The organism is Amycolatopsis sp. cmx-11-51 (genome assembly GCF_047608665.1).
GTDB lineage: Bacteria > Actinomycetota > Actinomycetes > Mycobacteriales > Pseudonocardiaceae > Amycolatopsis.
This window is the reverse complement of the sequence record NZ_JADNQO010000001.1, coordinates 752,347-778,393: the sequence shown is the minus strand read 5'-3', so window position 1 is coordinate 778,393 and position 26,047 is coordinate 752,347. Positions and strand designations below refer to the sequence as shown.

The 26,047-nt window shown below is 67.2% G+C and carries 25 protein-coding genes, 3 tRNA genes and 2 pseudogenes; 16 read left to right on the top strand and 14 right to left on the bottom strand.

Translation table 11 applies throughout. From position 1 onward, the window contains the following. Window positions 1-44: 44 nt before the first annotated feature. On the bottom strand, window positions 45-464 hold the full coding sequence (locus ACM6LU_RS03895) for a hypothetical protein (RefSeq protein ID WP_414936159.1): 420 nt from the start codon (window positions 462-464) through the stop codon (window positions 45-47). Between the two features lie 549 nt (window positions 465-1,013). Here ACM6LU_RS03895 and ACM6LU_RS03890 point away from each other — a divergent pair. The 5 genes from ACM6LU_RS03890 (at window position 1,014) to ACM6LU_RS03870 (ending at window position 2,603) form a co-directional block, all read left to right on the top strand. Further along, window positions 1,014-1,271, top strand: coding sequence for a hypothetical protein (locus ACM6LU_RS03890; RefSeq protein ID WP_414936158.1), 258 nt, complete (start codon window positions 1,014-1,016; stop codon window positions 1,269-1,271). Between the two features lie 127 nt (window positions 1,272-1,398). Continuing rightward, window positions 1,399-2,178 carry an SCO6745 family protein gene (locus ACM6LU_RS03885; protein WP_414936157.1) on the top strand — a complete coding sequence of 260 codons (780 nt, stop codon included), beginning with the start codon at window positions 1,399-1,401 and terminating at the stop codon, window positions 2,176-2,178. A 145-nt stretch (window positions 2,179-2,323) separates the two neighbouring features. Next, a tRNA-Glu gene (locus ACM6LU_RS03880) sits at window positions 2,324-2,396 on the top strand. A gap of 28 nt (window positions 2,397-2,424) precedes the next feature. Beyond that, window positions 2,425-2,498 (top strand) — tRNA-Asp (locus ACM6LU_RS03875). 31 nt (window positions 2,499-2,529) lie between these two features. Beyond that, a tRNA-Phe gene (locus ACM6LU_RS03870) sits at window positions 2,530-2,603 on the top strand. A gap of 480 nt (window positions 2,604-3,083) precedes the next feature. Here the strand turns inward: ACM6LU_RS03870 and ACM6LU_RS03865 are convergent. Further along, window positions 3,084-3,626, bottom strand: a complete 543-nt coding sequence (locus tag ACM6LU_RS03865; RefSeq protein ID WP_414936156.1) for a tyrosine-protein phosphatase — start codon at window positions 3,624-3,626, stop codon at window positions 3,084-3,086. A 481-nt stretch (window positions 3,627-4,107) separates the two neighbouring features. Between ACM6LU_RS03865 and ACM6LU_RS03860 the strand changes: the two genes are divergently transcribed. Further along, a complete protein-coding gene (locus ACM6LU_RS03860; RefSeq protein ID WP_414936155.1) occupies window positions 4,108-4,929 on the top strand; it encodes an arylamine N-acetyltransferase family protein in 822 nt (273 codons plus the stop codon). 4 nt (window positions 4,930-4,933) lie between these two features. Here ACM6LU_RS03860 and ACM6LU_RS03855 read toward each other — a convergent pair whose 3' ends face one another. Both ACM6LU_RS03855 and ACM6LU_RS03850 read right to left on the bottom strand, forming a co-directional pair. Next, window positions 4,934-5,233, bottom strand: coding sequence for a GNAT family N-acetyltransferase (locus ACM6LU_RS03855; RefSeq protein WP_414936154.1), 300 nt, complete (start codon window positions 5,231-5,233; stop codon window positions 4,934-4,936). Further along, window positions 5,230-8,022 (bottom strand): EAL and GGDEF domain-containing protein, encoded by a 2,793-nt coding sequence (locus ACM6LU_RS03850; protein ID WP_414936153.1) that lies wholly within the window; start codon window positions 8,020-8,022, stop codon window positions 5,230-5,232. Before ACM6LU_RS03850 ends, ACM6LU_RS03855 begins: the two co-directional genes overlap by 4 nt. Before the next feature lie 125 nt (window positions 8,023-8,147). Between ACM6LU_RS03850 and ACM6LU_RS03845 the strand changes: the two genes are divergently transcribed. Beyond that, a complete protein-coding gene (locus ACM6LU_RS03845; protein ID WP_414936152.1) occupies window positions 8,148-8,798 on the top strand; it encodes a serine/threonine protein kinase in 651 nt (216 codons plus the stop codon). 29 nt (window positions 8,799-8,827) lie between these two features. Beyond that, complete coding sequence (locus ACM6LU_RS03840) at window positions 8,828-11,044, top strand: AAA family ATPase (RefSeq protein WP_414936151.1); 2,217 nt, start codon at window positions 8,828-8,830, stop codon at window positions 11,042-11,044. Here ACM6LU_RS03840 and ACM6LU_RS03835 read toward each other — a convergent pair. Together ACM6LU_RS03835 and ACM6LU_RS03830 are read right to left on the bottom strand one after the other, a co-directional pair. After that, entirely contained in the window at window positions 10,985-11,776 is a 792-nt protein-coding gene (locus tag ACM6LU_RS03835) for a pentapeptide repeat-containing protein (protein ID WP_414936150.1), read from the bottom strand. The genes ACM6LU_RS03840 and ACM6LU_RS03835 overlap by 60 nt on opposite strands. 5 nt (window positions 11,777-11,781) lie before the next feature. Continuing rightward, complete coding sequence (locus ACM6LU_RS03830) at window positions 11,782-12,141, bottom strand: hypothetical protein (protein ID WP_414936149.1); 360 nt, start codon at window positions 12,139-12,141, stop codon at window positions 11,782-11,784. A 68-nt stretch (window positions 12,142-12,209) separates the two neighbouring features. On the opposite strand from ACM6LU_RS03830, the gene ACM6LU_RS03825 reads away from it, so the two are divergent. The 4 genes from ACM6LU_RS03825 (at window position 12,210) to ACM6LU_RS03810 (ending at window position 15,650) form a co-directional block, all read left to right on the top strand. Further along, a complete protein-coding gene (locus tag ACM6LU_RS03825) occupies window positions 12,210-12,464 on the top strand; it encodes a hypothetical protein (protein ID WP_414936148.1) in 255 nt (84 codons plus the stop codon). A gap of 93 nt (window positions 12,465-12,557) precedes the next feature. Continuing rightward, window positions 12,558-13,772, top strand: coding sequence for an NAD(P)/FAD-dependent oxidoreductase (locus tag ACM6LU_RS03820; protein ID WP_414936147.1), 1,215 nt, complete (start codon window positions 12,558-12,560; stop codon window positions 13,770-13,772). 32 nt (window positions 13,773-13,804) lie between these two features. Beyond that, the gene (locus ACM6LU_RS03815) at window positions 13,805-14,536 is read left to right on the top strand and encodes a Clp protease N-terminal domain-containing protein (RefSeq protein ID WP_414936146.1); all 732 of its coding nucleotides are present in this window, start codon (window positions 13,805-13,807) and stop codon (window positions 14,534-14,536) included. A gap of 193 nt (window positions 14,537-14,729) precedes the next feature. Then, entirely contained in the window at window positions 14,730-15,650 is a 921-nt protein-coding gene (locus ACM6LU_RS03810) for a hypothetical protein (RefSeq protein ID WP_414936145.1), read from the top strand. Between the two features lie 81 nt (window positions 15,651-15,731). On the opposite strand, the gene gndA is transcribed toward ACM6LU_RS03810, so the two are convergent. Then, window positions 15,732-17,171: an NADP-dependent phosphogluconate dehydrogenase gene (gene gndA / locus ACM6LU_RS03805; protein ID WP_414936144.1), complete on the bottom strand. Its 1,440-nt coding sequence runs from the start codon at window positions 17,169-17,171 to the stop codon at window positions 15,732-15,734. A gap of 344 nt (window positions 17,172-17,515) precedes the next feature. Then, window positions 17,516-18,426: pseudogene (locus tag ACM6LU_RS03800) on the bottom strand (MBL fold metallo-hydrolase). 221 nt (window positions 18,427-18,647) lie between these two features. On the opposite strand from ACM6LU_RS03800, the gene ACM6LU_RS03795 reads away from it, so the two are divergent. The 3 genes from ACM6LU_RS03795 (at window position 18,648) to ACM6LU_RS03785 (ending at window position 21,249) form a co-directional block, all read left to right on the top strand. Next, window positions 18,648-19,505, top strand: coding sequence for a helix-turn-helix domain-containing protein (locus ACM6LU_RS03795; RefSeq protein WP_414936143.1), 858 nt, complete (start codon window positions 18,648-18,650; stop codon window positions 19,503-19,505). Window positions 19,506-19,570: 65 nt separating this feature from the next. Further along, entirely contained in the window at window positions 19,571-20,386 is an 816-nt protein-coding gene (locus ACM6LU_RS03790; RefSeq protein ID WP_414936142.1) for an SAM-dependent methyltransferase, read from the top strand. Window positions 20,387-20,400: 14 nt separating this feature from the next. Continuing rightward, window positions 20,401-21,249: an SAM-dependent methyltransferase gene (locus ACM6LU_RS03785; protein WP_414936141.1), complete on the top strand. Its 849-nt coding sequence runs from the start codon at window positions 20,401-20,403 to the stop codon at window positions 21,247-21,249. A gap of 12 nt (window positions 21,250-21,261) precedes the next feature. Here the strand turns inward: ACM6LU_RS03785 and ACM6LU_RS03780 are convergent, their stop codons facing one another. Both ACM6LU_RS03780 and ACM6LU_RS03775 read right to left on the bottom strand, forming a co-directional pair. Beyond that, window positions 21,262-21,528, bottom strand: a complete 267-nt coding sequence (locus ACM6LU_RS03780) for a hypothetical protein (protein WP_414936140.1) — start codon at window positions 21,526-21,528, stop codon at window positions 21,262-21,264. A gap of 5 nt (window positions 21,529-21,533) precedes the next feature. Further along, window positions 21,534-21,806 carry a hypothetical protein gene (locus ACM6LU_RS03775; RefSeq protein ID WP_414936139.1) on the bottom strand — a complete coding sequence of 91 codons (273 nt, stop codon included), beginning with the start codon at window positions 21,804-21,806 and terminating at the stop codon, window positions 21,534-21,536. 354 nt (window positions 21,807-22,160) lie between these two features. Between ACM6LU_RS03775 and ACM6LU_RS03770 the strand changes: the two genes are divergently transcribed. After that, window positions 22,161-22,415, top strand: a complete 255-nt coding sequence (locus ACM6LU_RS03770; protein ID WP_414936138.1) for a DUF397 domain-containing protein — start codon at window positions 22,161-22,163, stop codon at window positions 22,413-22,415. Between the two features lie 59 nt (window positions 22,416-22,474). Here the strand turns inward: ACM6LU_RS03770 and ACM6LU_RS03765 are convergent, their stop codons facing one another. From ACM6LU_RS03765 to ACM6LU_RS03750, 4 genes and pseudogenes are all read right to left on the bottom strand, one after another. Beyond that, on the bottom strand, window positions 22,475-23,035 hold the full coding sequence (locus ACM6LU_RS03765; protein ID WP_414936137.1) for a hypothetical protein: 561 nt from the start codon (window positions 23,033-23,035) through the stop codon (window positions 22,475-22,477). Next, window positions 23,028-24,161, bottom strand: a complete 1,134-nt coding sequence (locus ACM6LU_RS03760; RefSeq protein ID WP_414937078.1) for a hypothetical protein — start codon at window positions 24,159-24,161, stop codon at window positions 23,028-23,030. The genes ACM6LU_RS03765 and ACM6LU_RS03760 overlap by 8 nt, the downstream gene beginning before the upstream one ends. Window positions 24,162-24,293: 132 nt before the next feature. Beyond that, window positions 24,294-24,443: pseudogene (locus ACM6LU_RS03755) on the bottom strand (hypothetical protein); the annotation flags it as partial. Window positions 24,444-24,586: 143 nt separating this feature from the next. After that, window positions 24,587-26,035, bottom strand: a complete 1,449-nt coding sequence (locus tag ACM6LU_RS03750; RefSeq protein WP_414936136.1) for a hypothetical protein — start codon at window positions 26,033-26,035, stop codon at window positions 24,587-24,589. Between the last annotated feature and the right edge of the window lie 12 nt (window positions 26,036-26,047).

Below are 26,047 nucleotides of genomic sequence, written 5' to 3'. Positions count from 1 at the left end.
AAAGCTTCTTCGGGTGTGCTGTTTCCGTTCCGAGTTCGACGGGATCAGCGGGGGACGGGCTGCTCGAACGCGTCGGCGTCGAAGCGGAATTCGTCGGTGTGGGCTTCTTCGTGGCGCCGCTGCTGGGCCGAGTTGGCCTGCGATTCCCACGAGAGGCGCTCGAGGATCCATTCCTGCGCCAGCGCCTGCGGCGACAGGCTGCGTTCCCGGGCGGCGTCCTTGAGCTGTTCCATGGCGATGAGGTTCATCCGCAGCTGGAACACCTGCGCTTCACCGAAGCGCTTGCCGGTGCCGGTGCTCTCCGGGTCGTTGTCGGGGGCGAGGGCACGAAGGTAGCTGGTGAGCTCCGTGTCTTCGACGACCGCTTCGGCCTCCTTGGTGGAGGAGTTGCGGTGACGACCGGGGTTGACCGGCTTGAGGTTCGTGCGGCTGCCGCTACGACGGCTCAGGGAAGGAAGGGGCACCAGGCCACGATAACGGTTCGGTCTCGGCAAACCAACCACAGTGAGCCACGACACACCCATTATTTCGTCTCAGATGGCCTGACACCCCAAGAGAACGACGCGCCCAGTGATCACAAAACGCGATCATCAACTCGAACGAGAACGATTCACGCCACCCGAGATCGCTACTCACCCGGACCGAGTCCGGGGCCGCCAACCGCCACAGACCGGACCCTGGGGGCTTGGGGGGTGGCCCCCCAAAACACGGAGCGACCCCCGCGCCAGGGGGAGGAACGCGGGGGTCGGAGGGGATCTCCACAGGCGCTGACCGGGGGTGTGTCAGCAAAGCGATTGTCGCACGGTTTGCTGAGAAGGGCGAGTGGGCGCGGGCAGAATTCCGGTCGGGACGACACCTGTGGTTCCCCTGTGGTTCATGTGATGCCGGTGCACGCGTGATTGCTCTGCGTTGTGCGGAGCGTGGCGACAGGTTCACTCTCCGGGGGGCTGTGTGTCGCGGCCGGCTCTGGCTAGCCTCGCGGCCAAGCTGTTCGTTGGCCGTCTGGAGGAACCATGGGTGGGTCTGTGGAAGTTCGACAGTTCCTCCTTCGGTACGAAGGTGCCGATGGGGGAAGTTCGACAACGTTGGCGGGTGGCCTGCCGGCGCAGCGCACGGGTCAGGGGGATACCCAGCGGGTGTCCGACGACCAGGTGCGGCGTGCCCGGCTGGCGGTGGCCAACGGCGCGCTGGGTGTCGATGACTGTGTCCAGTTGCTGGACATGCTGGGGTTGACGTTGGACGAGGACGGGCGGGCGCCCGTCCAGCGCTGAGTTCGTTCGCGATGCCCGGTCGTGTGGTGTGTTCGCCACGTGGCCGGGCTTTCGTTTGTGCTTGACGAGGGGGCCGCCAGTTGTGTAACACTGTTATTATTCAACTGGCGGGAAGGCGGCAAGCGGCATGGGTGACGAAGAGGCGATCGCGACGGCGCGGGAGATCCGGGACACGGTGCAGGTCCTGGGTGGGAAGTTCATGACCTCTCCAGAGCTCGCCGAGGTCGAGGCCGAGGCGGGCCTGCCGCCGCGGACGCTGTACCTGCGAGGGCGTTCGGCGGTGCTGGGCGACCCGCCGCCGAAGGTCGTCGCGGAACTGTTCGGGATCTTCCCGCACTGGCTCTTCGAGTTCGCCCTGCCGCCCGCGATGGCGGCCCTCGACGCGGCCGCCGCGGTCCGTGCCTACTCGCGGTCATCGGCGCGGTGGGCGCGCGTCAACCTTTCGGGCACCGACGACCCCGGTCGCCTGGCCGATCTGCTCTTCCGTCTCGTGGACGCCGCGGACGCGAGTGGTCTCGCGTTGTTCGCCGGATGGCAACTCGCCGAACGGCCGGAGGACGACGTCGAGCGCCTGGCGTTCGCGCTCATGGTCTTCCGCGAGTTCCGCGGCGGTGTCCACTTCGCCGCCCTGCGCGCGGTGGGCTTGACGGTGCCCGAGGCCGTCGTCTCGGATCCGGAAGGTGGACGTGGGCGCCTCCTGCGCACCGCGTGGCCCGAGGAGGCCGCCGACGAACTGATCGCCAGGGCGGAGGCGAAGGGCGATCTGCGGCAGCGGTGGCGGCACGCCGAGCACCTGACCGACCAGCGTGTGGCCGAACTTCTCGCCGTCACCCTTTCGGATGTCGACCGGGAGGAGCTTCGGCGACGGCTCGGCGCCCTGCGGGACGCCTCGGCCCTGATATCCTGAAGTCACCGCGTTCTCGCAGGTCCCAGCCCCGCGAACAACTAGGGGACCCCCTGTGCGGGAGCTGAAACGAGCGTGTCCTATAGTTATGTTCGCTCCCGGGGACACCGGAGAGCGCGGGTCGGTCGGTTCGCCGAAACCGAACCGGGCTCCCATCGTCCAGCGGCCTAGGACTCCGCCCTTTCAAGGCGGCAACGCGGGTTCGAATCCCGTTGGGAGTACGCAGTACAGTTACAAAGCAGTATGCAAGGCCCTGTGGCGCAGTTGGTTAGCGCGTCGCCCTGTCACGGCGAAGGTCGCGGGTTCGAGTCCCGTCAGGGTCGCAAGATCGTTCGGCTCCAGGCCGGCGTTCCCGGCCAGGTAGCTCAGTTGGTACGAGCGTCCGCCTGAAAAGCGGAAGGTCGCCGGTTCGACCCCGGCCCTGGCCACCGCTCTTGAAACCGTCTTGACCCAGGTCAAGGCGGTTTTTCCATGCCTGCGGCCGATCTTGAGTCTGTCCACTGTTGACCGTGGTTGCCCTCCTTGGCCGCCGGTTGTTGCACGTGGGTTGCCCGGCAGGTCTGGGCCTGGTGTCGCTGGTCGAGGGCCGATGTTGCGTTCGTCGTGTGCCTGTTCGCCCCCGTTCCCCTCGTCCCTGCTGCTTCTAGCGCGGCGGCGGACCGGAGCGGCGCTGACCCGAGCAACCTGTCAGAGTGGGTTTTGGGTCGACCCGAGCGGCGTGCGTACAGAGCCTGGTGACCTACTTCGAGTTCCTCGAACTGCGCTACGAGGTCGAGCGCCCGATCGACGAGACGAACCGACCGCGGTGCGGGTTGGCGCGGAGCGCGCCGGAAGCCCGTCATGAGAATAAGCAGCCAGTCTCTCCCTCCAGTGACTGGCGCCGGGTTTTTCGTCGTTGGACCTGTTTCTCAGATAGTCAAGCGGGCGTGCAGGGCGGCGAGTTCGGTATCGGACAAGCCGTTCCCGAGCAGGAAGTCAGGCATCGTCAATGACGCGATCGTCGAGGTGAGCGATGCCTCGATGGTGGTGTTGCGGGCCGCAAGGTGCTCGGTCACAGCGGTGAGCTGGTCGCGGACACCGAGTTCGTCATACTGCTGCTTCAACCGGTCGTAGGTCAGCAGATAGTCGGCGATGATCTCGTCCGGCGCCGCTCCGGCCAGCGTGAGCAACACGAGGGCCAGCAGCCCGGTCCGGTCCTTGCCGCTGGCGCAGTGGAACACCACGCATCCCGGTGCGGCGTTGGCGATCGCCCGCACGGCGGTGACCACCGGCTCAGGGTGTTCCACGAGCATCGCCGGGTAGTACAGCGGCGAGGCCAAGTTGTCGATCTTTGTCCACTGCTCGTAGAACGGTGTGCCGATCGGATCCTGTGGGGCACGCACGGTCGCGATACCCGCCGGTCTCGGCGCGAGCTCCGGCTCGCGCTCGTCGGGATTGCGCAAATCGACCACCGTGCGGACCCCGTACGCCCAGGCGGCCGCCCACCCCGGCCTCGCTCAACCGCGTCGGCGCCTCCATCCGGACCACCGCACGCGGTCTGGCTCGGCCCAGCCCGCCCAGGTCACGAACATTGACACACCCGTCCCAAGAAAGCTCTCTGCCACCGGTCACAGTCACAAGACGCGTGACCCCCACCCTGAGTTGCACCCCGATCGGCCTGCGGAACGGAAAGCCCGTGAGTTCCGCCGCGAGAACTTTCAGCGTGCCTGAACTCGCCGCCGAAGCCGGAGCAGATTTCGGAATAGGTCAAGATGTCCACAATGGACTCGACGGTCATCGGAGTGTTTCAGGCCGACAAGCCGTCGAAGCCGGGTGCGACGGTCGTCGTCCAGGCCAGGCGGGCGGCGATGGCACGGTGGCCGCGTAAGCGATCACCCAGGAGGCTGGCGCTGATCTTGACCTCGAGTCAGGTAGAGGTGTCAGGCTCGGGTCATGACACTCGCAGCTGAACAGGTCGCCGAATGGACCGCCGACGCCCTCGACCTCGACGCGTATCTCAGCCGGATCGCCCAGGAGCGCGCGAACCCGTCCGCCGCCGCGTTGCGTGAGCTGGCGAAAGCGCACATCCTTGCCATTCCGTTCGAGAACGTCGACGTCGTTTTGGGGCAGCACAAGGGGATCGCGCTCGACGACGTGATCGGCAAGCTTGTCCGCCGTCATCGCGGCGGCTACTGCTACGAGCACGGCAGCCTGTTCGCCGCGGCCGCCGAGCAGCTCGGCTACCCCGTGCGCCGCCTGGTCGCGCGGGTGCAACCGCAGAAGAACGGGCCGTACACGCATATGACCCTCGCGATCGAGGCCGACGGTGTCCAGCACCTGGTCGACGTCGGTTTCGGGGCCGGGATGCTGGTTCCGATGCCGCTGGTCGACGGTGCCGTGGTGGATCAGGCCGGCTGGCCGCACCGGCTGGTCGCCGACGGCGACTGGTGGCGTCTCCAGAAGCAGGAGGGCGACGACTGGACCGACCTGCACGCCTTCACGCTCACGCCGATGCACCGGATCGACTACGAGGTCTACCACCACTACACGTCGACGCATCCGCGCTCGCCGTTCACCGGGCGCCTGGTGATCATGCGGCTGGAGGAAGGGCTCAGCCGCAAGCTGATCGGCGACGAGTTCATCGTCGAGCGGCCGGACGGGACCAAGGAGACCAGCACGATCCCGCCCGAGCGGCTCGATGCGACGCTGCGCGAGCTGGACGTCGTGCTGACCGAAGACGAACTCGCGAAGCTGCTGAAGATCTATCGGGGGTGAGGGCTCAGAGCTCGAATTCCGCGCGCTTGTCCTCGGGGACGAGGTCTTCGTACTCGCGGTGTTTCGCGATGAAGGAGCGCACGTACGGGCAGTGGGGCAGGACGGACCCGCCCTGCGCCCGGACGTCGTCGAGCGCGGCGGTCACGAGCTTGCCCGCCAGCCCCTGCCCGGCGAAGTCGTCGGAGATTTCCGTGTGCAGGAACAGAATCGCGTCCGGCCGGGTGCGGGTTTCCAGGAACCCGGCGGGTTTGCCGTCCACGACGATGTCGTAGCGGTCTTCACCGGATTTGATCTCGACACTCATTCAGCGACTCCGAAAAGTTCGTCCGGGGGCGCGGGGCGGCCCAAGTGGAAACCCTGCGCCTGGTCACAGCGCAGCTCACGCAGGACGGTGAGCTGGTCTTCGTTCTCGACACCTTCGGCGACGACGATCAGGTCGACGGCGTGCGCCATCGCGATGATGCTCTTGACGATCGCGGCCGCGTCGCGTGATTCCGCGATGCCGGTGACGAAGGTGCGGTCGATCTTGAGCGTGTCCAGCGGCAGCCGCTGCAACTGCGCGAGCGACGAATAGCCGGTGCCGAAGTCGTCGATCGCGAGTGAGACACCGAGATCACGTAAGGACGTCAGTACTTCGGCGGCCGCTGCCTGGTCTCGCATCAACGCACTTTCGGTGACCTCGAGGGTCAGCGCGTGCGGCGGGAGCCCGGTGGTCTTCATCGCGTCCTGCACTCCTGCCACCAGATGCGGATCGTCCAGCTGCCTGGCCGAAAGATTGACCTTGAGGTTCAGGTCGATGCCGAGCTGCTCGCGTCGCTTGGCGATCTCGCGCGTGGTCGTACGCAGGACGTACTTGCCGATCAGGTTGATCAGGTCGCTTTCCTCGGCGAGTGGGATGAACTCGGCGGGTGAGATCGTGCCGTGCGCCGGATGTTTCCAGCGCAGCAACGCTTCCACGGCGACCATCTCGCCGGATTCGATGTCGACGACCGGCTGGTACGCCGCCCAGAGTTCGCCGTTCTGCAGGGCTTCGCGCAGGTCCTGCTCCATCCGGAGCCGCCGCTGCATCCGTTCGCGCAGCTCGACGTCGAAGAACTCGTAGCGCGCGCGGCCCAGCGTTTTCGCCTGGTACATCGCGACATCCGCGTCCCGCAGCAGGTCCTCGGCGGTCCGGGTGTCGTCGTTGGCCGCGGTGACGATGCCGATGCTGGCGTCGATGTGCAGTTGCCTGCCGTTGACCGTGATCGGTTCGGTCAGCGCCTCGCGCAGATGCTCGGCCAGCGCCTTGATCTCGGCCGATTCGGTGATCTCCGCGGTGACGACGACGAATTCGTCTCCGCCGAGCCTGCCGACGAGGTCGTTCTCGCCGATCCCCCGGCGCAGTCGTTCACCCGCGATGCGGAGCACCTTGTCACCGACGGAATGGCCGAGGGAATCGTTGATCACCTTGAACTTGTCGAGATCGATGAACAGCACCGTGGTCAGCTCGGCGCGGCCCGCGCCGGACAACGCCTCGGCGAGACTGTCCAGCACCAGCGTCCGGTTCGCGAGTTCGGTGAGCGGGTCGTGCGTCGCCTCGTGCGCGAGCCGCTCACCGATCGCGCGGCGTTCGGTGATGTCGGTGAACGAGGCGACCACCGCCGTGGCCGAGGGGTCTTCCGGGGTCAGCAGCCGCGACGTCATCGAGATCCAGACATCGCCGCCGTCGGATCTCCGCAGCCGCAGCACGAGGCCGGTCTGCGTGACCCGGGTGCGCCGGGTCACCACCGACGGCATCCGGGCGGGGGGAATGCGGCCCAGCTCGTCGTACAGCTCCAGCAGCACGCACGGGACGCCGATGAGGTCGTCGTGGCCGACACCGATGATCCGGCACGCGGCCGGGTTGGCCGACTCGATCAGCCCGCCGGGCCCGATCACGATCACGCCTTCGTCGAGCGACGCGACCACCGTGCTGTAGTGCTGCTCGGCGCGCCGCCGGGCCGTTTCGTCGGCGCAGACCAGGACGAAACCGTCGTTCATCTCCGCGGCCGAGATGCGGATGGCCAGTGTCGAGCCGTTGCGGTGGCGGTGGGTCGTCCGCAGGACGCCGCCCTTGCGCAGCACCGTTTCCGGGTCGAGCGCGGCGCCGACGAGGTCACTCACCGTGCCGCCGATCGCCTCGTTCGCCGTCCAGCCGTAGACATTCTCCGCGGCCGGGTTCCAGCTGGTCACCACGCCGGTGCCGCTGGTCGCGATGATCGCGTCGCTGACGTGGCTGATCAGCGCGGCCTGGTAGCGCAGTGTCGCTTCGGCGGCCTTCTGCGCGCTGATGTCGCGCATGATGACCTGGAAAGCGGGCCGTCCTTCCCAGGTGGTCCGTACCGAGATGCTCTGGACCAGGTATTTCGTACCGTCGAGGCGGAGCATGACGGCGTCGGCGGGATCGGTCGACGCGCCCTGGCGGTGGAGTGACGCGATCCTGTCCAGCAGGGCCGGGAGCGACTCGTCGGCGACGAAGTCCATGATCGGGCGCCCGATCAGCTCGGCGGTCGAGGACGCTCCGAGCGCGGTGACGGCGGCCCTGTTCACGTACGTGACGACACCGGCTTCGTGGACACAGACCGCGTCGGGGCTGAGTTCCACCAAAAGCCGGTAACGGTCAGTGAGATCTTCGAGGGCTTGCCGATTCTCGCGGACGTCGGTCACGTCGGTGGCGATCCCGAGCAGCCCCGACGAGCCGTCCTCGTCGCCGATGGTGCGGGCGCGCAGGCGGATCCAGCGGATCTCGCCGGCCGGGTTCCGGAACGACTGCTCGAGTTCGAACTCACGCCAAGGCGGGGAAGTGCGGGTGCCGGAGGTCAGCGGGGCCACCAGATCGGCGAGCCTCGCCTCAAGATCAGACTCAGTGAGCTCCGCTTCGGAGAGTCCGGCTCCACCCAGCAGGTTCTCCAGCCCTGGCAGCCAGGACAGCGTCTCGTTCTCGAAGTCGTACGACCAGATGGCGGCGTGGTCGCCCGCGAGGCCGAGATCGCCGACCGGCTCGTTCCCGAGCGGTGCGCCTGCCGGACCCGCGGAATTTCCGGCTCCCGGCACGGCGAGGGCGTCAGCCTCCATGATCCGTCCGAACCCCCTCTTCCGGTGCTGGCACCGTCGATTACACCACCCATGGAGGGCGCTGTATACGCGAACCGGAGGGCGACCAGTGCTGATATGCGCGAAAGCATATGAATACACGTTGCGTGACCGACACCCGCTATGGTGTTCCATCGGGTGAATTATTCTTGGACAACCTCACCCATTCGGCGGTGAGCTCGGGTAAAACTACTGTCGGCCTGTTCCCAGTGCGAAAGGTTCAGCTGGTGGATGACGACGACGTTTCGGTCGCCGACCTGCTCATTCGCGAGGGCTGGGACGACCACGAGGAGTCACGGGCAAAGTCACGCTGGAGAGTTATCGCGGTAACCATCGGCGTGGTCGTCGCCTGCGGCGCGGCCGCTGTTCTCTTCGGGTTCGATTCGGAGCCCGAACAGAATGCGCAGCCGAACCAGATCAGCGTCATCGAGATGCCGAAGCGGCCTTCGGAGAACAGGGGAGCCGACGCCACCTCGGCGGTCCAGACCATCGAGACGGGCGGAACCGGTGAGAGCAGCGGCGCAGGGACCTCGTCGCAGCCCGCCAAGACGACGTCCAGCCGCCGCACGTCGAGTTCGGCCGCGCCCACCTCCGACTCGCCCGACCCCACGACGCCGACCTCGTCGAACAAGCCCGCTGATCCGCCGCGGACGACAGGGTCGACGGGCGCGCCTAAGCCGCCCAACCCGACTCCGGCACCGCCCACCACGACGCCCACCGAAGAGTGCAACCTGTGGCCGAAGTGGCTCTGGTGTTAGGGCGTCTTCTTTTGTAGCACTATGTACGGGTGGATATCTCGGCGCTGAGCAACCCATACGACTATGCGAACCCGGTCAGCGACGAGAACGTGTTCGCCGGGCGCAGGCCGGAACTGTCCCAGGTCGCCACCGTCCTCGCGGCGGCCGACCCGGACAAGCCGGTCGGCTATGTCGCCGTCCATGGTCAGCGCGCCGCCGGAAAGACCAGCTTGCTCAACATGATCGAGCTAATGGCGAAAGAACGCGATTGTCCGGTGGTCCGGCTCGATCTGGTACCCGCCGACGCTGGATTGCTGCCCTTCGTCGGGAAGTTCTACGAGGAAGTGCTCGGTGCTGTGAGCGAGGTCGCCGACCTCGGACCGGCCACGCCGCGGCGGATCCGCCGGATCGCCGGGGGCGAAGTCCCGGAAGACGATTTCCCCTTGGAGTTTCCGGAGAACCTCGCGCAAGCACGGTCCGGTGCCCCTCTCTCCGAGATGGCGCTGCGCACCGACCTCACTTACCTCGTGACACGGGCCGAGCGACCGATCGTCGTCCTGGTCGACGAGGCCCAGCTCATCGCGGACAACGAAGACGTCCTCTCCCTCCTGCGCACCCTGGGGATGCAATTACGGGGGTTCGTCTTCGTCCTGGCCGGGACGACGGAGCTGATCGATCGCATCAACGTGGTGTTCGACCATCTCCTGCGGCAATTCGAATTCGTCGAGGTCGCGCGATTCGCCGAGACCGCGGAGATCGAGGACTGTGCGGCGAGACCGCTCACCGCCGCCGGCCTCGACGTCGCCGAGTGTTTCTCCGACATCCGTGACACGGCGAACAACCTGGCGATGCTCACAGACGGCAACCCGTACGAGATCCAGTTCTACTGCCACACCATGTTCAGCCGATGGCAGCGAGGCGTGACGAAGACGATGAAGCTCACACCCGAAGCCCTCGACGACGTGCTGGCGATCATGGACAAGCGCAGACTGTCACGTGAGCACGCCTTGCTGGACGCCGTGAAAACACTCACCCACGAACAGCTTCTCGTGCTGAACGTGTTGTGTTCGGCCAGAGACAGGGCGACCCTCGCGGAAGCCTTGTTCGCGCACCATCTCTACGTTCGCGACGCGATGGCACCCGAGGTGCTCGATCGATGCCGGGACGATCTCGTCAAGGCGAAGATCATCGAGATCGACAACGGCCGCGTTCGGTTCGCCGGATCGATGTTCGATGAGATCTACATCCGGCTGTGGACGATGAGCGGGCGTGGTGCGGAGTCTGTTCACTCGCATACGCAGCTGATGAACAGTCTGCCGTTCAACCACCTGATGAGCAGACAGCTTGATTTCCTGCTGTGCGATCTCACGGCGACGACCAGGGGAACGCTCCTCCGGACGTGTTGCCCTGGTATGAGCCAGGACACCCTGGGCGTCGGACTCAAGGCACTGGCGTCTCTGTCGATGGACGCGCCCGGCAATCACACCGTCGCCTACCTCTACGAGGGGATCGTCCGTGCCGGGTTCCCGGCCGCGCTCGACATCACCGAACTGACCTGCGTGTTCGGGGACAACACCGCGATCAGGTGGATCACGTCTGCGGATATGGCGGACTTCGACATCGAGCGTGAGCCAGCCTTCATCGCGACCCGACGGGCGGTGGAACGCCACGGCGGCCGGATCTCTGTCGAACGCCTTCGGCAACCCCTGGCTCCCTGGCCCCAGCTGCGAGAATGGCTCATCCAGACCGAGGTGGCCGACTTGATGACCGGACATTCGGACTACCAGCTGGCCGGCGCGTTCACTGCCTTCGAGGAAGGAGATCTCGCGAAATCGATCGAGTTGTTCCAGACCGCGCACCGGTTGCGGCCGAGATGGCGATCGGCGAACGACTGCGCCTTCGTGCTGCTTTGCTCGACTGACCCAGGCGAGGCGGCACGATGGGCGGTGAACGCCATCGAGCTCGCGGATACGGCGGACGAGCGCTCCCTGAGCAGGTACAACCTCGCGATCGCTGAAGTTTTCCTCGGAGAGCACGGGAAGGCGGTCGCGAATTTCCAGCTGGCCGCGGACGAGATAAAGGACTCTTACGATTGCTCGTACCTGTTTGTTCCGGAGCGGGACGAAAGCGGGACACTGGTCGTGAAACAACACGAGACGATCGACGTCGGGAGCGCGATCCGGTTCGCGCTCATGGCTCTGGTTCCCTCAACTGAGCCGGACACCGTTGTCGGCCAGGACGAAGCCGGTGGGCCAGCGGGTGGCTGAGTCGGCCACCGCGCCCGACATCTTGGCGTCGTGGAGTGCGGCTTCCCTGAGGTCAGCGCCTTTGAGATCGGCTTCACGCAGGTTCGCTCCACTGAGATCTGCCCGGCGTAGGTGGGCTCCGCAGAGGGTGGCACCGGTGAGGTCGCTGCCTGCCAGGCTCGCGTCGGACAGCTTCGCGTTCCCCAGGTCGAGTCCGGTGAGTACGGTCCTGGACAGGTCGACCGCACCCGGCCACTTTCGTGCGGCCAGCACCGAAACCGCCGCGGCGACCTCATGGGCCACCGGCGTGGTGGTGGCACGTTCGCGCACGAACGCCGCAAGGATCTCGCCAATCCTGCGGGCCTCCGCCGGGTCGTCTTCGGCGACCCGGTCCAGTGAGTAGATCCCACCGAGCCGGAGCGCGGACGAATCGGCGTCTCCCAGTTGTTCCACGGCCTTCGTGAAGGCTTCGGTCACCGCCGTCCGGTGGCTCAACCGGTGTTGACCGCGGGCGATCAGCATTTGCCGCCAGGCGGTGACGGCGCCGATGACGAGCAAGGTCCCCGCCACCGCTTGCAGGAGCGACGTGCGAACGTCGGATTCGGCTTTGATCCGTTCCGCCACCGAGAGTCCGCTCGTACCGGACAGCACCTCGCGGGGAAGGGGACCGAAGGTGAGCAACACGACGGTGACCAGAGCGGCGGCGAGCGACACCACGGCGATCCAGCCCAGCACGCGAAGGGTGAGGCGCATGCCGGTCATCCTGCCGTGTTCAGCGCGCCTTCAGTAGATCTGGCTCCCGCAGCTTGCCGAGGTGGTTGAACAGCAGGTTCAGTGTGAAGGCGACGATCGCGGCGACCGTGATGGGGCTGCCGCGGATGGTCTGCAGCCACGCCGGAAAGTGCTGGAAGAAGATCGAGTTGCCGAACTGGTCGTCGAGAACGCGGGCAGCAGGCCGACACCGAATCGACGTTCTGCGCGAAAGCCGTGTCCGGGAACGTGTTCATCGCGCCGCCGAGGCTGGCCGAACGACCGTCGGCGGCGAGACCGCGCGCGAGGTCGGAGTCGGTGTAGGTCACCAGCATCACGACGCACATCGAGAGCACGGCCGCGACCACGCCGAACGCGAGCGCGATGTCGGCCGGTTTCGCGTAGGCCGACGCCGGGGGCGATCAACGAGATGCCGATGACGACGAGCAGCGTGCCCGAAACCATCGGCGGGAAGAACCGGATCATCTTGGCGAACGGTTTCGCGATGAGCAGGCCGAACACCCCCGACGCGATCATGATCATCGGATTGACCACGATGAACGTCGCGCCCGCCACCACCGGCAGCCGGATGCCGAAGAGCCTCCCGATCCCGAGCGCCGGTATCGGCGTCGCGATCCCCGCGGCAGCGGAGGACGCTAATCGACCGGGTGGACCTCGGCTGGGACCGTAGCGCGTCCGCCGTATGAGGATCACGTTGCGAAGGGGCGGTCGAAAGGGCTGGATCTGTGTTGAATGGACACCGGGCACAACGGAAGGAGCGCCGATGGAGACCGTCCTCGTCATAGGGGCCGGACAGAGCGGGTTCGGGGTGGCGACCTCGCTGCGGGACAAGGGGTTCGACGGGCGGGTGGTGCTGATCGGCGACGAACCCGGCCTGCCGTACCAACGGCCTCCGCTGTCGAAGGGCTACCTCGCCGGGACGGCGGGCGACGCCCAGTTACGTCTGCGGCCCGAAGACTTCTTCGCGGAGAAGGGCATCGAGCTGATCCCTGGCCGCGTCGCGTCGGTGGATCGCGAGGCCGCGAACGTGGTGCTCGAGGACGGAAGTGCACACGGGTACGACCATCTCGTCCTCGCGACGGGAGCGAACAACCGCGTGCTGCCGGTACCTGGGTCCACTTTGGATGGTGTGTTCACTTTGCGCACCAAAGACGACGCCGACGTCTTGCGCGCGGCACTGGAAAGCGCGAAGAACGTCGTCGTGGTCGGGGGCGGGTTCATCGGGCTCGAATTCGCCGCGCACGCCGGGCGGCCCGTGACGATCGTGGAGGCGCAGGACAGGCTGATGGCACGTGTCGCGACTCCGGAGGTCTCGGCGTTCTTCGCCGCTTTGCATGAGGGCGCCGGGCATACGATCCTGCTCGGCCAGGGCGTCGCCGCGTTGCGTGGCGACGACCGGGTGGCCGAGGTGGAATTGAGTGACGGCAGCCTGCTGCTCGCCGATCTGGTGCTGGTCGGGGTCGGGGTGGAGCCGAGGACGCGGCTCGCCGAGGAGGCGGGGCTGGCGGTGGCGAACGGTGTCGTCGTCGACGAACATCTGCGCACGAGCGACCCGAAGATCTCGGCGGTCGGGGATTGCGCGAACTTCCCGTGTGTCCAGGCGGGGACGGCGACGCGGCTGGAGTCGGTGCAGAACGCCGTCGACCAGGCGCGGGCGGCGGCCGCGGCCATCGCCGGCGAACCCGCGCCCTACGACAGCCTGCCGTGGTTCTGGACCGATCAGCTCGGCGCGAAACTGCAGATCGCCGGGATCCTGACCGGGGCGGAAGAGACCGTCGTGACCGGGGACCGGGAGGGCGGGAAATTCTCGGTGCTGTCGTTCCGCGACGGTGTGCTCGCCGGTGTCGAGTCGGTGAACCGCCCGCCGGACCACATCGCCGCGCGCCGCCTGTTCGCCGCGGATCCGGCGCCGCGGTTCGAGACGCTGGAGGCCAACGGCTTCGACCTGAAGGCGACCCTTGCGTCAACTCGCGGTTGACGATCGAGGATCGTCAACCTAAAGTTGACGATATGACGAATCCGGTCCGGCTAGACGACCTCATCTCCCACATCAAGCAGCAGCATCCCGACGGCGACGTGCTCGGCCAGCTGTTCGACGCGGTCTTCCTCGGCGAGCGCCTCGGCGAAGTGGCGGACCACCTGATCGGCCACTTCGTCGACCAGGCGCGGCGCTCCGGCGCGTCCTGGACCGAAATCGGCAAGAACATGGGGGTGTCCAAACAGGCCGCCCAGAAACGCTTCGTCCCCAAGGAATCCGGTGGAGGCACCTCACTCGAAGACCTGGTGAAGGTGTTCAGCCGCTACACCGATCGCGCCCGGCACGTCGTCGTCGCGTCGCGGGACGAGGCCGTCGCGGCGAAGAGCCCGCAGATCGAGCCCGTGCACCTGATCCTCGGTCTGCTCGCCGAGCCCGCCGCGCTCGCCGCCGGGGCGATCGTGGCGCAGAACGTGACCCTCGACGCCGTCCGCGAGGCCGCGGTGGCGGGGCTACCGGAACCCGCCGCCGAACCGGCGGAGGCGGCGAAGATGGTGTTCGGCGCGCGGAGCAAGAAGGCGCTGGAGCTGACCATGCGGGAGGCGCTGCGGCTCGGGCACAACTACATCGGGACCGAGCACATCCTGCTGGCCCTGTTCGAAATCGAGGACTTCACTGTGCTCAGCGAGCTTGGGCTCTCGAAGGAGAAGGTCGAAGCGACGATCTTGGGGGCACTGGCGGAGATCGTCGCCGCCAGGGAGGGCTGAAGGGGACTTTCCCCGCATCTGATGAGGCGAAAGCGTCCTTCACCGCATCACATGAGGGGAAAGTCCCCTTCAGCTTTATCCACAACACCCCAGTTATCCACAGGTCGCGGAATCGCGGCTAGGCAGGCGCTGGAACCGGTCGCAAGATCGAGGAATGAAAAAAGGATCATGGGGCGACGACCCCGACCTCCTGATGGAGAACAGCGACCATGGCGTCATCCGGGCGATGCGCCTTCAAGAAATGGGGGTTTCCTCGACCACGACGTATCGGAGATGCGGGCCCGGCGGTCCATGGACGAGACTTCTGCCGGGGATCGTCCTCCTCTTCAACGCACCACCCACTCGCGAACAGCAGATCGCAGCCGCGATGCTCTACGGCGGCGAGACTGCCCTGATCACCGGCAGTGTGGCTTGTCGGGCTTACGGCCTACGCGATTTACCCGATACCGGCGAAGAGGTCCATCTCCTCGTTCCGCACGAACGGAAGCTCCACAATTACGGTTTTGTGGTAGTCGAGCGAACTCAGCGGATGCCACGGCTGGTGACCCGAGGTGGACGGCCGCTCGCGGAAGTCACCCGTGCGACCCTCGACCTCTGTCGCAGACAGACAGAGGTCCGGCCCGTCAAAGCCTTGGTGAGCGAAGTGGTTCAACGCAAGTACAGCTCTTTCGAGCGGTTGTCTCACGAGTTGGCTCACGGTAGCCAGCGTGGCAGTGCGCTGCCTCGGCACGTTCTCACGGAGCTGGCTTTCGGGTCGGAGTCGATCGCGGAGATCGATGCACGACAGGTCTGGGCACGGTCAGGCTTGCCGGAGCCGATGTGGAACAAGAAGTTGTACACCACATCGGGCGAATACATCGCCAAGCCGGATGGCTGGTTCGACGATGTCGGGCTGGCCTGGGAGGTTGACTCGCTGTCGTTCCACCTCAAGGCCGTCGACGGGTTCGATCGGACACTGGCGAGAAATGGGCGGTACGCCGCGGCTGGCGTGCTGGTTCTCCAGACGTTGCCTTCGCGCCTGCGCACCGAGCCGGACAAGGTGATCGAGGAGTTGCTGGCCGCGCATGCGGCCGCAGCGGCGAGGGTTCGCCCGGACGTCCGGATCGCGAGTTAGCGAAGGGGCCCTTCACCGCATGTGATGCGGTGAAGGGCCCCTTTGTGGCGTCTTATGCGGGGAAAGTCCCCTTCAGCTCCGTCAGGCGGAGGATTCGGGACGGTTGTCGGCCGCCCAAGCGGTGTGGAACGAACCTTCGCGGTCGACCCGGCGGTACGTGTGGGCACCGAAGTAGTCCCGCTGCCCCTGCACCAGCGCGGCGGGGAGCCGCTCCGCACGCAGACCGTCGTAGTAGGCCAACGCGGTCGAGAAGCCCGGGGTCGGGATCCCGAGCCGCACCGCCGTGGAGATCACCGAACGCCAGGAGTCCTGGGCGTCCTCGACGGCCTTGCGGAAGCCGCCGGACGTCAGGAGCGTCGGAAGCGCGGGCTCCTCGGCGTACGCGGCGGTGATGTCGTTCAGGAACTTCGCGCGGATGATGCAGCCGCCGCGCCAGATGGACGCGACCTTGCCGAGGTCGATGTCCCAGCCGTACTCGGCGCCGCCCGCCTGGATCTGGTTGAAGCCCTGGGCGTACGCCACCACCTTCGACGCGTACAGCGCCTGCTCGACGTCGTCCGCGAAGGTGTCCAAAGCGGACCCCGTCAGCGGAGTACGCGAAGGACCACCCAGACCGCGGGAGGCCTCACGCAGGGTCGACGATCCGGACAGCGACCGTGCGAAGACGGCCTCCGCGATCCCGCTGATCGGCACGCCCAGGTCCAGTCCGATTTGGACGGTCCAGCGGCCGGTGCCCTTCTGCTCCGCCTGGTCCGCCACGATGTCGACGAACGGCTTGCCGGAGGCGGCGTCGGTGTGGGCCAGCACCTGTGAAGTGATCTCGATCAGATACGAATCCAGCCGTCCGGAGTTCCAGGTCCGGAAGACGTCGGCGATCTCGGCGGGGGAGTAGCCACCCGCGCCGCGCAGCAGATCGAACGACTCGGCGATCAACTGCATGTCGGCGTACTCGATGCCGTTGTGCACCATCTTCACGAAGTGCCCGGCGCCGTCCGCGCCCACGTGCGTGCAGCACGGCTCGCCGTCGACCTTCGCCGAGATGTCCTCGAACAGCGGCCCGAGCGACTGGTACGACTCCTCGGACCCGCCCGGCATGATGCTCGGCCCGTGCAGCGCGCCCTCCTCGCCGCCGGACACCCCGGTGCCGACGAAGTGGATGCCTTTCTCACGCAGCGCGGCCTCCCGACGCCGGGTGTCCGCGAAGTGCGCGTTGCCCGCGTCGACGATCACGTCGCCCTTCTCGAGGAGCGGGACGAACTCGTCGATCACGGCGTCCGTCGGCGCCCCGGCCTTGACCATGATCACGACCTGGCGCGGCCGCTCCAGCGCGGCGACGAACTCCTGCGCCGAATACGCGGGGATGAAGTCGCCCTCGTCGCCGAACTGCTCGACCAGTTCCTTCGTCCGCTTCTCGGAGCGGTTGTGCAGGGCCACCGTGTGCCCGTGCCTCGCGAGGTTCCTGGCCAGGTTGCGGCCCATGACCGCCAAGCCGGTGACCCCGATGCTCGCCTTCTTGCTCATCCGCACCCTTCCGCTTCGATTCCCCTGCCGAGCCTATCCCCGTTGAGGGATACGGCGCCGGGGCGAGAAGGCATCGAACGCGAGTTGTCCACAACCGGATCCACCTGTGGGCAACTCGGCTCGACTACCCCGGACCGACGGTGGGCACCGATACGCTGGGTGCGGGGCCGTCCCCCAGGGACGGGCGGGGGGCTGGGGTTCGGGCGCGCGGGGATTTTCGGTGTGTCGCGAAAGCCACTTTCGGGACGTCACATGACTCGAAAGTGGCTTTCGCGACACCCAGGTCCCAGGTCCGGGGTTGCAGGACGCTGCGGCCGGCGGTTGTCGGCGAAGGCGCAGTCCGGTCAGGAGAAGCAGTGGATCGGGGTGCCGTTGTAGGTGACCATGTCCGCCATCGCGGCCCCGAGATCGATCGGCGCGCCCCAGTCGAGACCGTCCAGTTCGGCGTAGGCCCGGTGCAGGTTCCCGGGCAGTCGTTCCTGTTCGGACAGTGCGTCGTAAGGCCCGAGATCGGCTTCGCGAGCGGCCTGGAGAGGCGTCAGGCCGGCGGCCTTCCCCTGTGAGGCGATCCGCTGCAGGACACCGAGGTATCCGTCGACGACGTCGATCGCCTCGGGCCCGCACACCGGACCGTGGCCCGGCACGATCGTCTCCGGCTCCAGCTCACGGACCAGGTCCAGGGCCTTCCGCCAGCCGGCGGGCGAACCCATCAACGCGAACGGGCTGCCGCCGTTGAAGATCAGGTCCCCGACGAACAGCACCCGCCGCTCCGGCAGCCAGACCAGTACGTCGTTGGTGGTGTGCGCGGCGTGTCCCGGGTGGATCAGCTCCAGCCGGACGTCGCCGGCGTGCACGGTCAGCCGGTCGTCGAACAGCACCTTGGGGAATCCCCGAGCTCCAGATGACCCCAGTCGCTCCCGGTGAACGCGTTGTCGTAGGTGTTGATCCCGGTCGCGACCATCACCTCACGCGTCTTCCGGTGCCCGACGATCGTCGCACCGGTCGCCAGGTAGTTCCCGTTCGTGTGATCGCCGTGGTGATGCGTGTTGACCACAGTGGTCACCGGCGCCCCGCCGGTCGAAACCGCCGTCTCCAGCAGAGCGCGCGTACGCCGCTCGGTCGAACACGTGTCGATCACCACGGTGTGATCGCCCGCGGCGACGAACCCGCAGTTGTTGATCCACCAGGAGCCGTCGGGCTGGACGTACCCGTAGACATCGTCGGTGACCCGCTGGGCGATGGGGGATTGGTCCACCCGGTCACTATGCCGGACGAAGGTGCCCGGTATGTGACGAGATCGTTCCGCCACCAGGGTGATGTGCCCGGTGACTGGTGTTTTCAGCCGTTTCCTGGAACGCTGCGCAATGTCATCATCGAACCCCGCAAGGTGCAGTACCCTGGGTGGGTTCGAAGTGTTCGCGCGCAGGACGGCGGGAAGCCGCTGTCCTGGCTATGTGGTCCGGGAGAGCAAGGCTGATGGCCAGCACCGTCACCTCGCGCCGGAAGCAGCTCGGAAACGAGCTCCGGCATGCCCGCAACGCCGCGCGGATGACACAGCAGCAGGTCGCCGAGGTTCTCGGCTGCACCCAGGGCAAGGTCAACAAGATCGAGTCCGGTGCCGTCGGGGTCAAACTCGGGGATGTGCGATCGATGCTGAACGCGTTCGGGATCAACGGCGACGAGGCCGACACGCTGATGAACCTCGCCCGCGCCGCCGCCGGGCAGCGTGGTCACTGGTCCGGCTACCGATCCGTGGTGCCGCACTGGTTCCGCACCTTCACCGACCTCGAACCCGCGGCCGCGGAGATCCTCACCTGGCATGGTGAGCGCATCCCCGGCCCGCTGCAGTCCGAGCACTACATGCTCAAGCAGTTCACCGAAGCCGGCGCCACCGACGTCACCTCGCTGGTCCGCAACCGGCTGGACCGCAAGGCCGTCTTCGAGCAACAGCAGCCGCCGTACTACCGGTTCATCATCAGCGAAGGCGCCCTGCGCCGCGCTCCCGGCGGCTCCGCCCCCGCCGTGATGCTGGACCAGGTCGAGCATCTGCTGGCACTGGACAAGCATCCGCGCGTGTATGTGCACGTGTTGCCGTTCAGCGCGCGGCTCGCCGCCGTGCCCAACGACTTCACCATCATGCGTTTTCCCGACCGCACCAGGGATTTCGTCTACATCGAGCATTCCGCGGGCGGGTTGTACCTCGACGACGTCAAGGATTTCAACATTTTCGTCGATTCTTGGGACCGCCTGCGCGGCGCCGCGCTGGAGCGCCAGGAGACTCGGCAATTCCTCAAGGAACTCGCCGAGCTGTACCGCAATCAGATGCAATCCTGAGAGCACCCGGCCTTCCTTCGGTAGGGTTACCGGCGTCAGCGCGGTCGAGTGGACAGGGGCTGAACGTGGACCCGCAGTTCCTGCCCGAGGGTGTCGATCTCGAGCGGCCCAACGCCGCCCGTATCTACGACTGGGCACTCGGGGGAACCGCGAACTGGGCGGTGGACAGGGAATTCGGCGAACAACTGGTCAAGACATTCCCGCTCATCCGCTCCCTCGCCAGGGCCAACCGCGCCTTCCTCGGCCGCGCGGTGCGGCATTGCGCGGAGAACGGCGTGAACCAATTCCTCGACCTCGGTTCCGGCGTGCCGACGGTCGGCAACGTCCACGAGATCGCCGACGAGGTCGACGGCGACAGCCGGTGCGTGTACGTCGACAACGAACCGGTCGCCGTCGCACACGCCAGGATCCTGCTGGAGAAGTGCGGCGACCCCGGCAGGCACGCGGTGCTCGGCGCCGACCTGCGCGACGCGGACGACGTCTGGGAACGCGCCGTCGACACCGGCGTGCTCGACCCGGCGAAACCGGTGGCCCTGCTCACCGTCGCGGTCCTGCATTTCGTGCCGGGCCCCGAAATCGCCACCGTCGTCGCGCGGTACCGGAAGCTGCTGCCCGCCGGGTCGTTCTACGTTCTCTCCCACGTCACGATGTCCGGCGTGGAAGGGGACGAGCTGGAACAGGTCCAGAGCGTCGTGAAGCAGTACGAGCAGTCGAGCACACCCGCCTCCTTCCGCGACAGGGAAGAGATCTTGGGTTTCTTCGGGGATTTCGACCTCGTGGCGCCGGGTCTGGTCCCGGTCGGCGCGTGGAGGCTGGACGACTCCCGCTCGCCTACGCTTAGCTGCACCATCGGCGGGGTCGCCCGCAAACCCGCTTTGTGACGAGGTGTGACCGCATGACGACGCAGCAGGATCCCGAAGCCCCCGAAGGTGTCGATCTCGAACGCCCCAACGTGGCCAGGGTGTACGACTGGTTCCTCGGCGGCTCGGCCAACTGGGCCGTCGACCGCGAGTTCGGCACGCAGGTGCTCAAGCAGTTCCCGGAGGTCAAGACGTTCGCCAGGGTCGGGCGCGACTTCCTCGGCCGCGGCGTCGGCTACCTGGCCCGCCAAGGGATCACTCAGTTCCTCGACATCGGCTCCGGGGTCCCCACCGTCGGCAACGTCCATCAGATCGCGAGCGCGATCAACCCGGACTCCCGCGTCGTCTACGTCGACATCGAGCCGGTCGCCGTCGCGCATTCCCAGCTGCTGCTGGAACGCGAGGGACTGCTCGGGCGGCACGCGGTCCTGCAGGGCGACGTGCGGGACCCCGCCGACATCTGGAAGCGCGCCCTCGAAACCGGGGTGCTCGATCCCCGGCAGCCGATCGGGCTGGTCCTGGTCGGCCTGCTGTACTTCCTCGGACCGGACGAACCGGTCCACGAGATGGTCCGGCGCTACCTCGACCTGCTGCCGTCCGGGTCGTACTTCCTGTCCTCGCATCTGACCGAGGACGGCGTCACCCGCAAGGCGAACGACAACCGGGAGAACGTCCAGGAGCTGTACAAGAAGACGAGTGCGCCGTTCCACCTGCGTTCCCGCGCCGAGTTCGCCGCGTTCTTCGACGGACTGGAGATGGTCGAGCCGGGGATCGATTGGATGGCCGCCTGGCATCTGGACGAAGCGGCTTCCCGCGCGAGCGACAGGTTCGCCGACGATCCGACGTTCACCGGCGGGCTCGGCGGACTGGGCCGCAAGCCCTGAGACCCCCGGAAGTCAGGCCCGGCCGGTCAGATGCCCGATCAAGGGCGAAATTTCGAACTGACCTTCGAACGGACGGCCGGTCCTGATCAGGTCCCGGTGCGCGCCGCGCCGGCCGGGGAAATCGACTTCGGAGTTCCACGGTGGCTGCTTGCGCAGCGGGGCCTGGATGAGGCTGAACCCGAAACGCTGACGGAGTTCGAGCCCGATGTTGCGGTGCTTCGCCGAGGCAAGGCGTTCGTCCTCACGGCGGAACAAGAGCGTGGTGAGGCGGACGGCCATTCCGGTCACACCCCCCGGCTCGGACGCGGCAACCGCGCCTGCTCGGCCGAACCTACGAGGCCGAGACAACGCTCACAGGGCATCCCCGAACCGACGGGGATCCACTCCAAGTGGTCGAAAGGCATCGCCGCGCCACAACGGGTGTGCAGGAACTCGGGGTGTGAACCCCGGGAGTGCAGGTCGAAGAGATGCGCGGAGCGGCGGCTCTCGCCCGCCGTTCCGGCCATGAGCCTGCCGACGGCGAGTACCGTCGCAGGCATGGTGTCCTGAATGATCACGCTGATCCTCCCCCACGAGGTCGGCGGTGGGTGGTCATGCGCCGCGGGGTGCTGCCGCCCTGCCGTTCACCTGCCGTCGGTGTCCTGCCGGAAAGGCGAAACTCCCTGCTGAACGCCACCTCGGTGACACCTGCCACCGAGGTTTTTGCGTACTGCGAGCGATTCACCAACAACCGAGCCCCGGCCGCTGCGATTAATCCTACTCCTGGAATAATCTTCATGTCGAGAGTGGGCGGAGTTGATCACCCACTTGGCCGTGCGGGATAGTCCCGTTGAAGCAGGGAGAAGACGGGGCCGTGACGGTTCGCGCAGGTCGCGACCCGCACCCCCGACCGACGTTCGGAGGTACGACCAATGGCCGATTATCCATCGGCGGCGGATTACGATCCGACCACGGCCGTGTCGCTGTTCGACGACGCCGTGTGGGAGAAGTCCTTCGCGAGCGAGCCCAACGGGGGGAACTGTGTCGAGGTCAACCTAGGCAGGGAAGGGCTGGTCGGGGTACGTGACACCAAATTGGCCGAGAGTCCCGTCTTCGTCTTCGATTCCGGTGAGTGGAACGCCTTCCTCAAGGCGGTCAAGGCCGGACAGTTCGATTTGAGTCCATGACGAGAGGCTCGCGTGCCCCATCGGGACACGCGAGCCATCCGATCTTCGGTCACTTCGAGTCACACTGTGGCCGGGATCCCGTCAGCGCGCGACGAAGAGCGCAGCCTGGATTTGGTGCGCCGCCACGCGATGGCGATCAAGACGGCAAGGACGATCAGCGGGATCAGGCTGATCGACCAGCTCACCGCCATCGGCGGCCCCGGCTGTTCGAGCACCGTCAGGTCGCGGAGTTCCCCCACGCCCTTGCCCGCCGGCCCGTCGAGCTCGAACCGGAACGCCCACGAGCCCTCGGTCTGCAGGGCCCGGATGTCCAGCCCCCATACCTCCAGCTTCCGCGGATGCTTCGCCAGCGGTTGCGGACGGCCCAGCCGTCCGGTCTCCGGATTGACGAACGCGAGCGTCCCCGACTTCCCGGCGATCCCGTCGTCCGGGATGAACGTGAAATCCAGTGATTGCATGGCACGCAACGGCCAAGTGCTGAACCCGACCGTCATCCCGTACGGGCCGATCTGCACCCGTTCGGTGTGGACGATGTTCACCGGTTCGTAGGCGTTCGCCGCGGGGGTGGTCGCGAACAGCAACCCGATCGCCGCCGCCAGCGCCAGCAGTGTCCTACGCATGCGCGTTGTCCTCCTTCGCCGGGGCCAGCAGCCGCAGCATCCCGCCGAACCGCCACCCGGCGAATCCGCCGAGCAGCCCGAGCACCGCACCGAAGGCGCCCGTCGCGAACACGACCGCCCAGTCGACGGAGCCGCTCTCGTAGACGATGGTGTCCTGGATCGGCATGCTCGCGCCGACCAGGAGACCGCCGATCCCGCCCGCCAGCACCGAAACGCGGCCCGCGGACCAGCCGCGCCGCGAAAGCAGGTAAACCGCTTCGAGCACGGCCGCGATCGGCAGCAGCGCCATCGGCATCATCGAGGGCATCGCCGGTACGCCGTCGATGTAGTCCCGCATCGGCAGGCCGACGGCGCTCGCGTACGCCTCCGCGGCCCACGGTGAGAACCACCAGGTGATCGCTTGGATGACCGCCAGCGACGCGGCGACCCGGACCGCTCCGCCAGGACGCCCCCAGAACCCGGCGCCCGCCGAAACCAGCAGCACCGAAAGCAGCGCGACGCCCACGGAGACGACGTCGACCAGGTCGACGTCGATCTGCTTGAGCCCCAGCACGGTGACCATGCTGAACGCGATCAGCACACCGAGGGTGCCGACCACGCCGAGGGTGCCCCAGCGGTGCTCCCGCGCGGCCGCGAACACCATGACCGTGCCGATGATGCTCAGCGTGATCGACAGCAACAGCCCGATATGCGGTGGCGAGTCGATCACCGCGTCGAAGCCGTACAGGCCGTGCCACCACTGGTCCCACAGGCCGTACAGCAGGAACATCGCCGCGCCGGTCCCGGTCACCAGGTAGCCGGCCGGCGCGGCGAAGACCTTGCCGAACACGTTGATCGCACGACCGCCGACGCGCGCGTCGGCCTGGCGGCCCGCCCGGCGCGCGGCCGTGGTCATCAGGACGACCACGAGGCTCGCGAGCCCGGAGATCGCGCTGCCCGAATACAGGAACAGATGCGGCATCGTGAAGAACGTGTCCGGGCCGACGTCGCCGTGCCACTGGATGTCCCAGGTCAGCCCGATCAGCGAGACCACCGACCCGGCCAGCACCGTACCCGCCGGCACGAGACCGGTGCGTGCACTGCGTGCCACCGAGGCGACCCTCGCCCCTCCCGCGGTGAGATCCATTCCCGACCTCCCTCTCTTACTTGACCAGCAAAGGAAAAACGTGCTGCGTGCGCCGGACGGCCCGCGCAGTGAAACGGTGATCTCCCATTGCCCCGGCATCGGCAGCAGGACGTCGCCGGTGCGATACCGGCCGGGTGCCTCCGCGATCGCGGGCGACGGCGCGAGCGCGTGCCCCATCTGCGGCATCACGGGCTCGAGGGTGACCACGTCCGGTGCGGCGCCGGTGACGGTCAGGGCGAAGACATTGCCGCCCTGGTGCGGATCTTCGACCGACAACCGCACGGTGTACGGGCCCTGGGTCGAGCTCTGTACTTGTTCCCCATCTCCGCTCGGCCAGACCAGCCAGGCCACGATCGCCGCCACGAGCACGGCGACCACCGAGATCAGCAGGACTGGCTTGCGTCTTTGCGTGTCCACTGTGGACGTCACTGGGGGGTGCCTCCTTGCGGGACTTCGAGCTGCATGGGCACGGTCAGCACCGTGTAGTCGCGTTCGGCCTGCAGCCAGATCCGGTACTTGCCGGGTGCGGCGAAGGTGTAGGTGAACGGGACGTCGGGGCCGTAAGCGGCGACGGTCTCGTCCGGTTTCCCCGGCATACCAGGCGATTGCGGGATCATCGAGTGCACGTGGGCCCAGGTCGGCGCGGCAGCGGCGTCCGCGCCGACCCGGCGGTCGCCGGTTATCGGGCCGACGACGATCAGGTGGCCGAGCATGCCCAGCCACGGTTGGAGATCCGCCTTGCCGAACCGCGCGGTGATCGTCGTCGGCGGGCCAGGTTCGACGTCGACGTCGACCGGGTTCCCGTCGATCATCCGCGTGCCCGCCCCCGTGGGCGCGGGTTCGGCGGGGGAGTCCGCTCCGGGCGCGACGACCATCGTGGTGCGTGCCAGTTGCACGCCACCGCCTCGCCGGGCGAGTTCCGCGGCGACGGCGTAGGTGCCTGCCTCGGGTGGCGTGAACTTCACGCGGTAGTCACCGGGGCCGACGCGCACCGGATGCAGATGCCAGAGCCTGCCCGTCGGTGAAATGACGACGAGGTGGATCAAGGCGTTGTCGTGTACCAGAAGGTCGTCGACCGGGCGGCCGGTCGCGCCGTCGGCCAGCGCGACCTGGATTTCCGCGAGTCCGCCCGATCGCGCGTTCGGCGACCGTACGGCCAGGTTCACCGGCGGCCGCGAGAAGTCCACCGTGGACATCTGCGCGTTCGCGTACGGGTCCTGGATGTTGTCGATCGTCGGATCCAGTGCCGCGCCCGGCGCGGGCGGCGGCGGGGTCGACGCCGAGAGCATCGCCCCGGTGATCGCGACCGCGAGCGCGGCGACCATGCCACCCGCCGGGATCAGCGCGAGCTGTGGCCGTCTGACGCGCATCGCCACGACGAGACCGATCACCAGGAACACCCCCGCGGCGACGAAACCGCCGAAGGTGGCCTTCTCCCATGGGGGGATGACCCTGGCCGGGACGATGAACGGGATGGAAGCGGTGTCCGTCCCGTCGTCGAGGCCGAGTTCCCACGGCCCTGGCTGGTCGACGCGCAGCAGTACCGGATGGGCGCCGGGTTTCCCGTCCAGCCGGACGGTGGCTTCGGAGAACGTCGTTCCCGCGGTGGACGCGCGCAGCTTCAGCGTGCCCGGCGCGCTCCCGGTGTGCGTGACGACGTCGACGTGCAGTGGGCCGGGCGCGATGTCCATCCGCCGCAACACGACGGTGAGATCCCGGGTGCCGAGCGTCTGCGCGACCTGGACGTCCGCCCCGCTCGACACGCCGTCCGCCTGGGCCGTGCCGCCCAACAGCAACGAAGCCAGCGCACAGAGCACGAGTACGCGGGCGATGACCGACGGCGCCGCGCGCCGCCCCCTCGGTGAATTCCCCATCCCGCCTGAAGC

What these genes read in the sequence shown, in the direction of transcription:
- ACM6LU_RS03785 (WP_414936141.1), top strand. Translation starts at nt 20,401, where the DNA reads ATGACGACGCAGCAGGATCCCGAAGCCCCCGAAGGTGTCGATCTCGAA.
- ACM6LU_RS03890 (WP_414936158.1), top strand. Translation starts at nt 1,014, where the DNA reads ATGGGTGGGTCTGTGGAAGTTCGACAGTTCCTCCTTCGGTACGAAGGT.
- ACM6LU_RS03820 (WP_414936147.1), top strand. Translation starts at nt 12,558, where the DNA reads ATGGAGACCGTCCTCGTCATAGGGGCCGGACAGAGCGGGTTCGGGGTG.
- ACM6LU_RS03855 (WP_414936154.1), bottom strand. Translation starts at nt 5,233, where the DNA reads ATGAGTGTCGAGATCAAATCCGGTGAAGACCGCTACGACATCGTCGTG.
- ACM6LU_RS03815 (WP_414936146.1), top strand. Translation starts at nt 13,805, where the DNA reads ATGACGAATCCGGTCCGGCTAGACGACCTCATCTCCCACATCAAGCAG.
- ACM6LU_RS03760 (WP_414937078.1), bottom strand. Translation starts at nt 24,161, where the DNA reads ATGGATCTCACCGCGGGAGGGGCGAGGGTCGCCTCGGTGGCACGCAGT.
- ACM6LU_RS03810 (WP_414936145.1), top strand. Translation starts at nt 14,730, where the DNA reads ATGGAGAACAGCGACCATGGCGTCATCCGGGCGATGCGCCTTCAAGAA.
- ACM6LU_RS03780 (WP_414936140.1), bottom strand. Translation starts at nt 21,528, where the DNA reads ATGGCCGTCCGCCTCACCACGCTCTTGTTCCGCCGTGAGGACGAACGC.
- ACM6LU_RS03885 (WP_414936157.1), top strand. Translation starts at nt 1,399, where the DNA reads ATGGGTGACGAAGAGGCGATCGCGACGGCGCGGGAGATCCGGGACACG.
- ACM6LU_RS03765 (WP_414936137.1), bottom strand. Translation starts at nt 23,035, where the DNA reads ATGCGTAGGACACTGCTGGCGCTGGCGGCGGCGATCGGGTTGCTGTTC.
- ACM6LU_RS03850 (WP_414936153.1), bottom strand. Translation starts at nt 8,022, where the DNA reads ATGGAGGCTGACGCCCTCGCCGTGCCGGGAGCCGGAAATTCCGCGGGT.
- gndA (WP_414936144.1), bottom strand. Translation starts at nt 17,171, where the DNA reads ATGAGCAAGAAGGCGAGCATCGGGGTCACCGGCTTGGCGGTCATGGGC.
- ACM6LU_RS03770 (WP_414936138.1), top strand. Translation starts at nt 22,161, where the DNA reads ATGGCCGATTATCCATCGGCGGCGGATTACGATCCGACCACGGCCGTG.
- ACM6LU_RS03795 (WP_414936143.1), top strand. Translation starts at nt 18,648, where the DNA reads ATGGCCAGCACCGTCACCTCGCGCCGGAAGCAGCTCGGAAACGAGCTC.
- ACM6LU_RS03825 (WP_414936148.1), top strand. Translation starts at nt 12,210, where the DNA reads ATGACGACGAGCAGCGTGCCCGAAACCATCGGCGGGAAGAACCGGATC.
- ACM6LU_RS03835 (WP_414936150.1), bottom strand. Translation starts at nt 11,776, where the DNA reads ATGCGCCTCACCCTTCGCGTGCTGGGCTGGATCGCCGTGGTGTCGCTC.
- ACM6LU_RS03750 (WP_414936136.1), bottom strand. Translation starts at nt 26,035, where the DNA reads ATGGGGAATTCACCGAGGGGGCGGCGCGCGGCGCCGTCGGTCATCGCC.
- ACM6LU_RS03860 (WP_414936155.1), top strand. Translation starts at nt 4,108, where the DNA reads ATGACACTCGCAGCTGAACAGGTCGCCGAATGGACCGCCGACGCCCTC.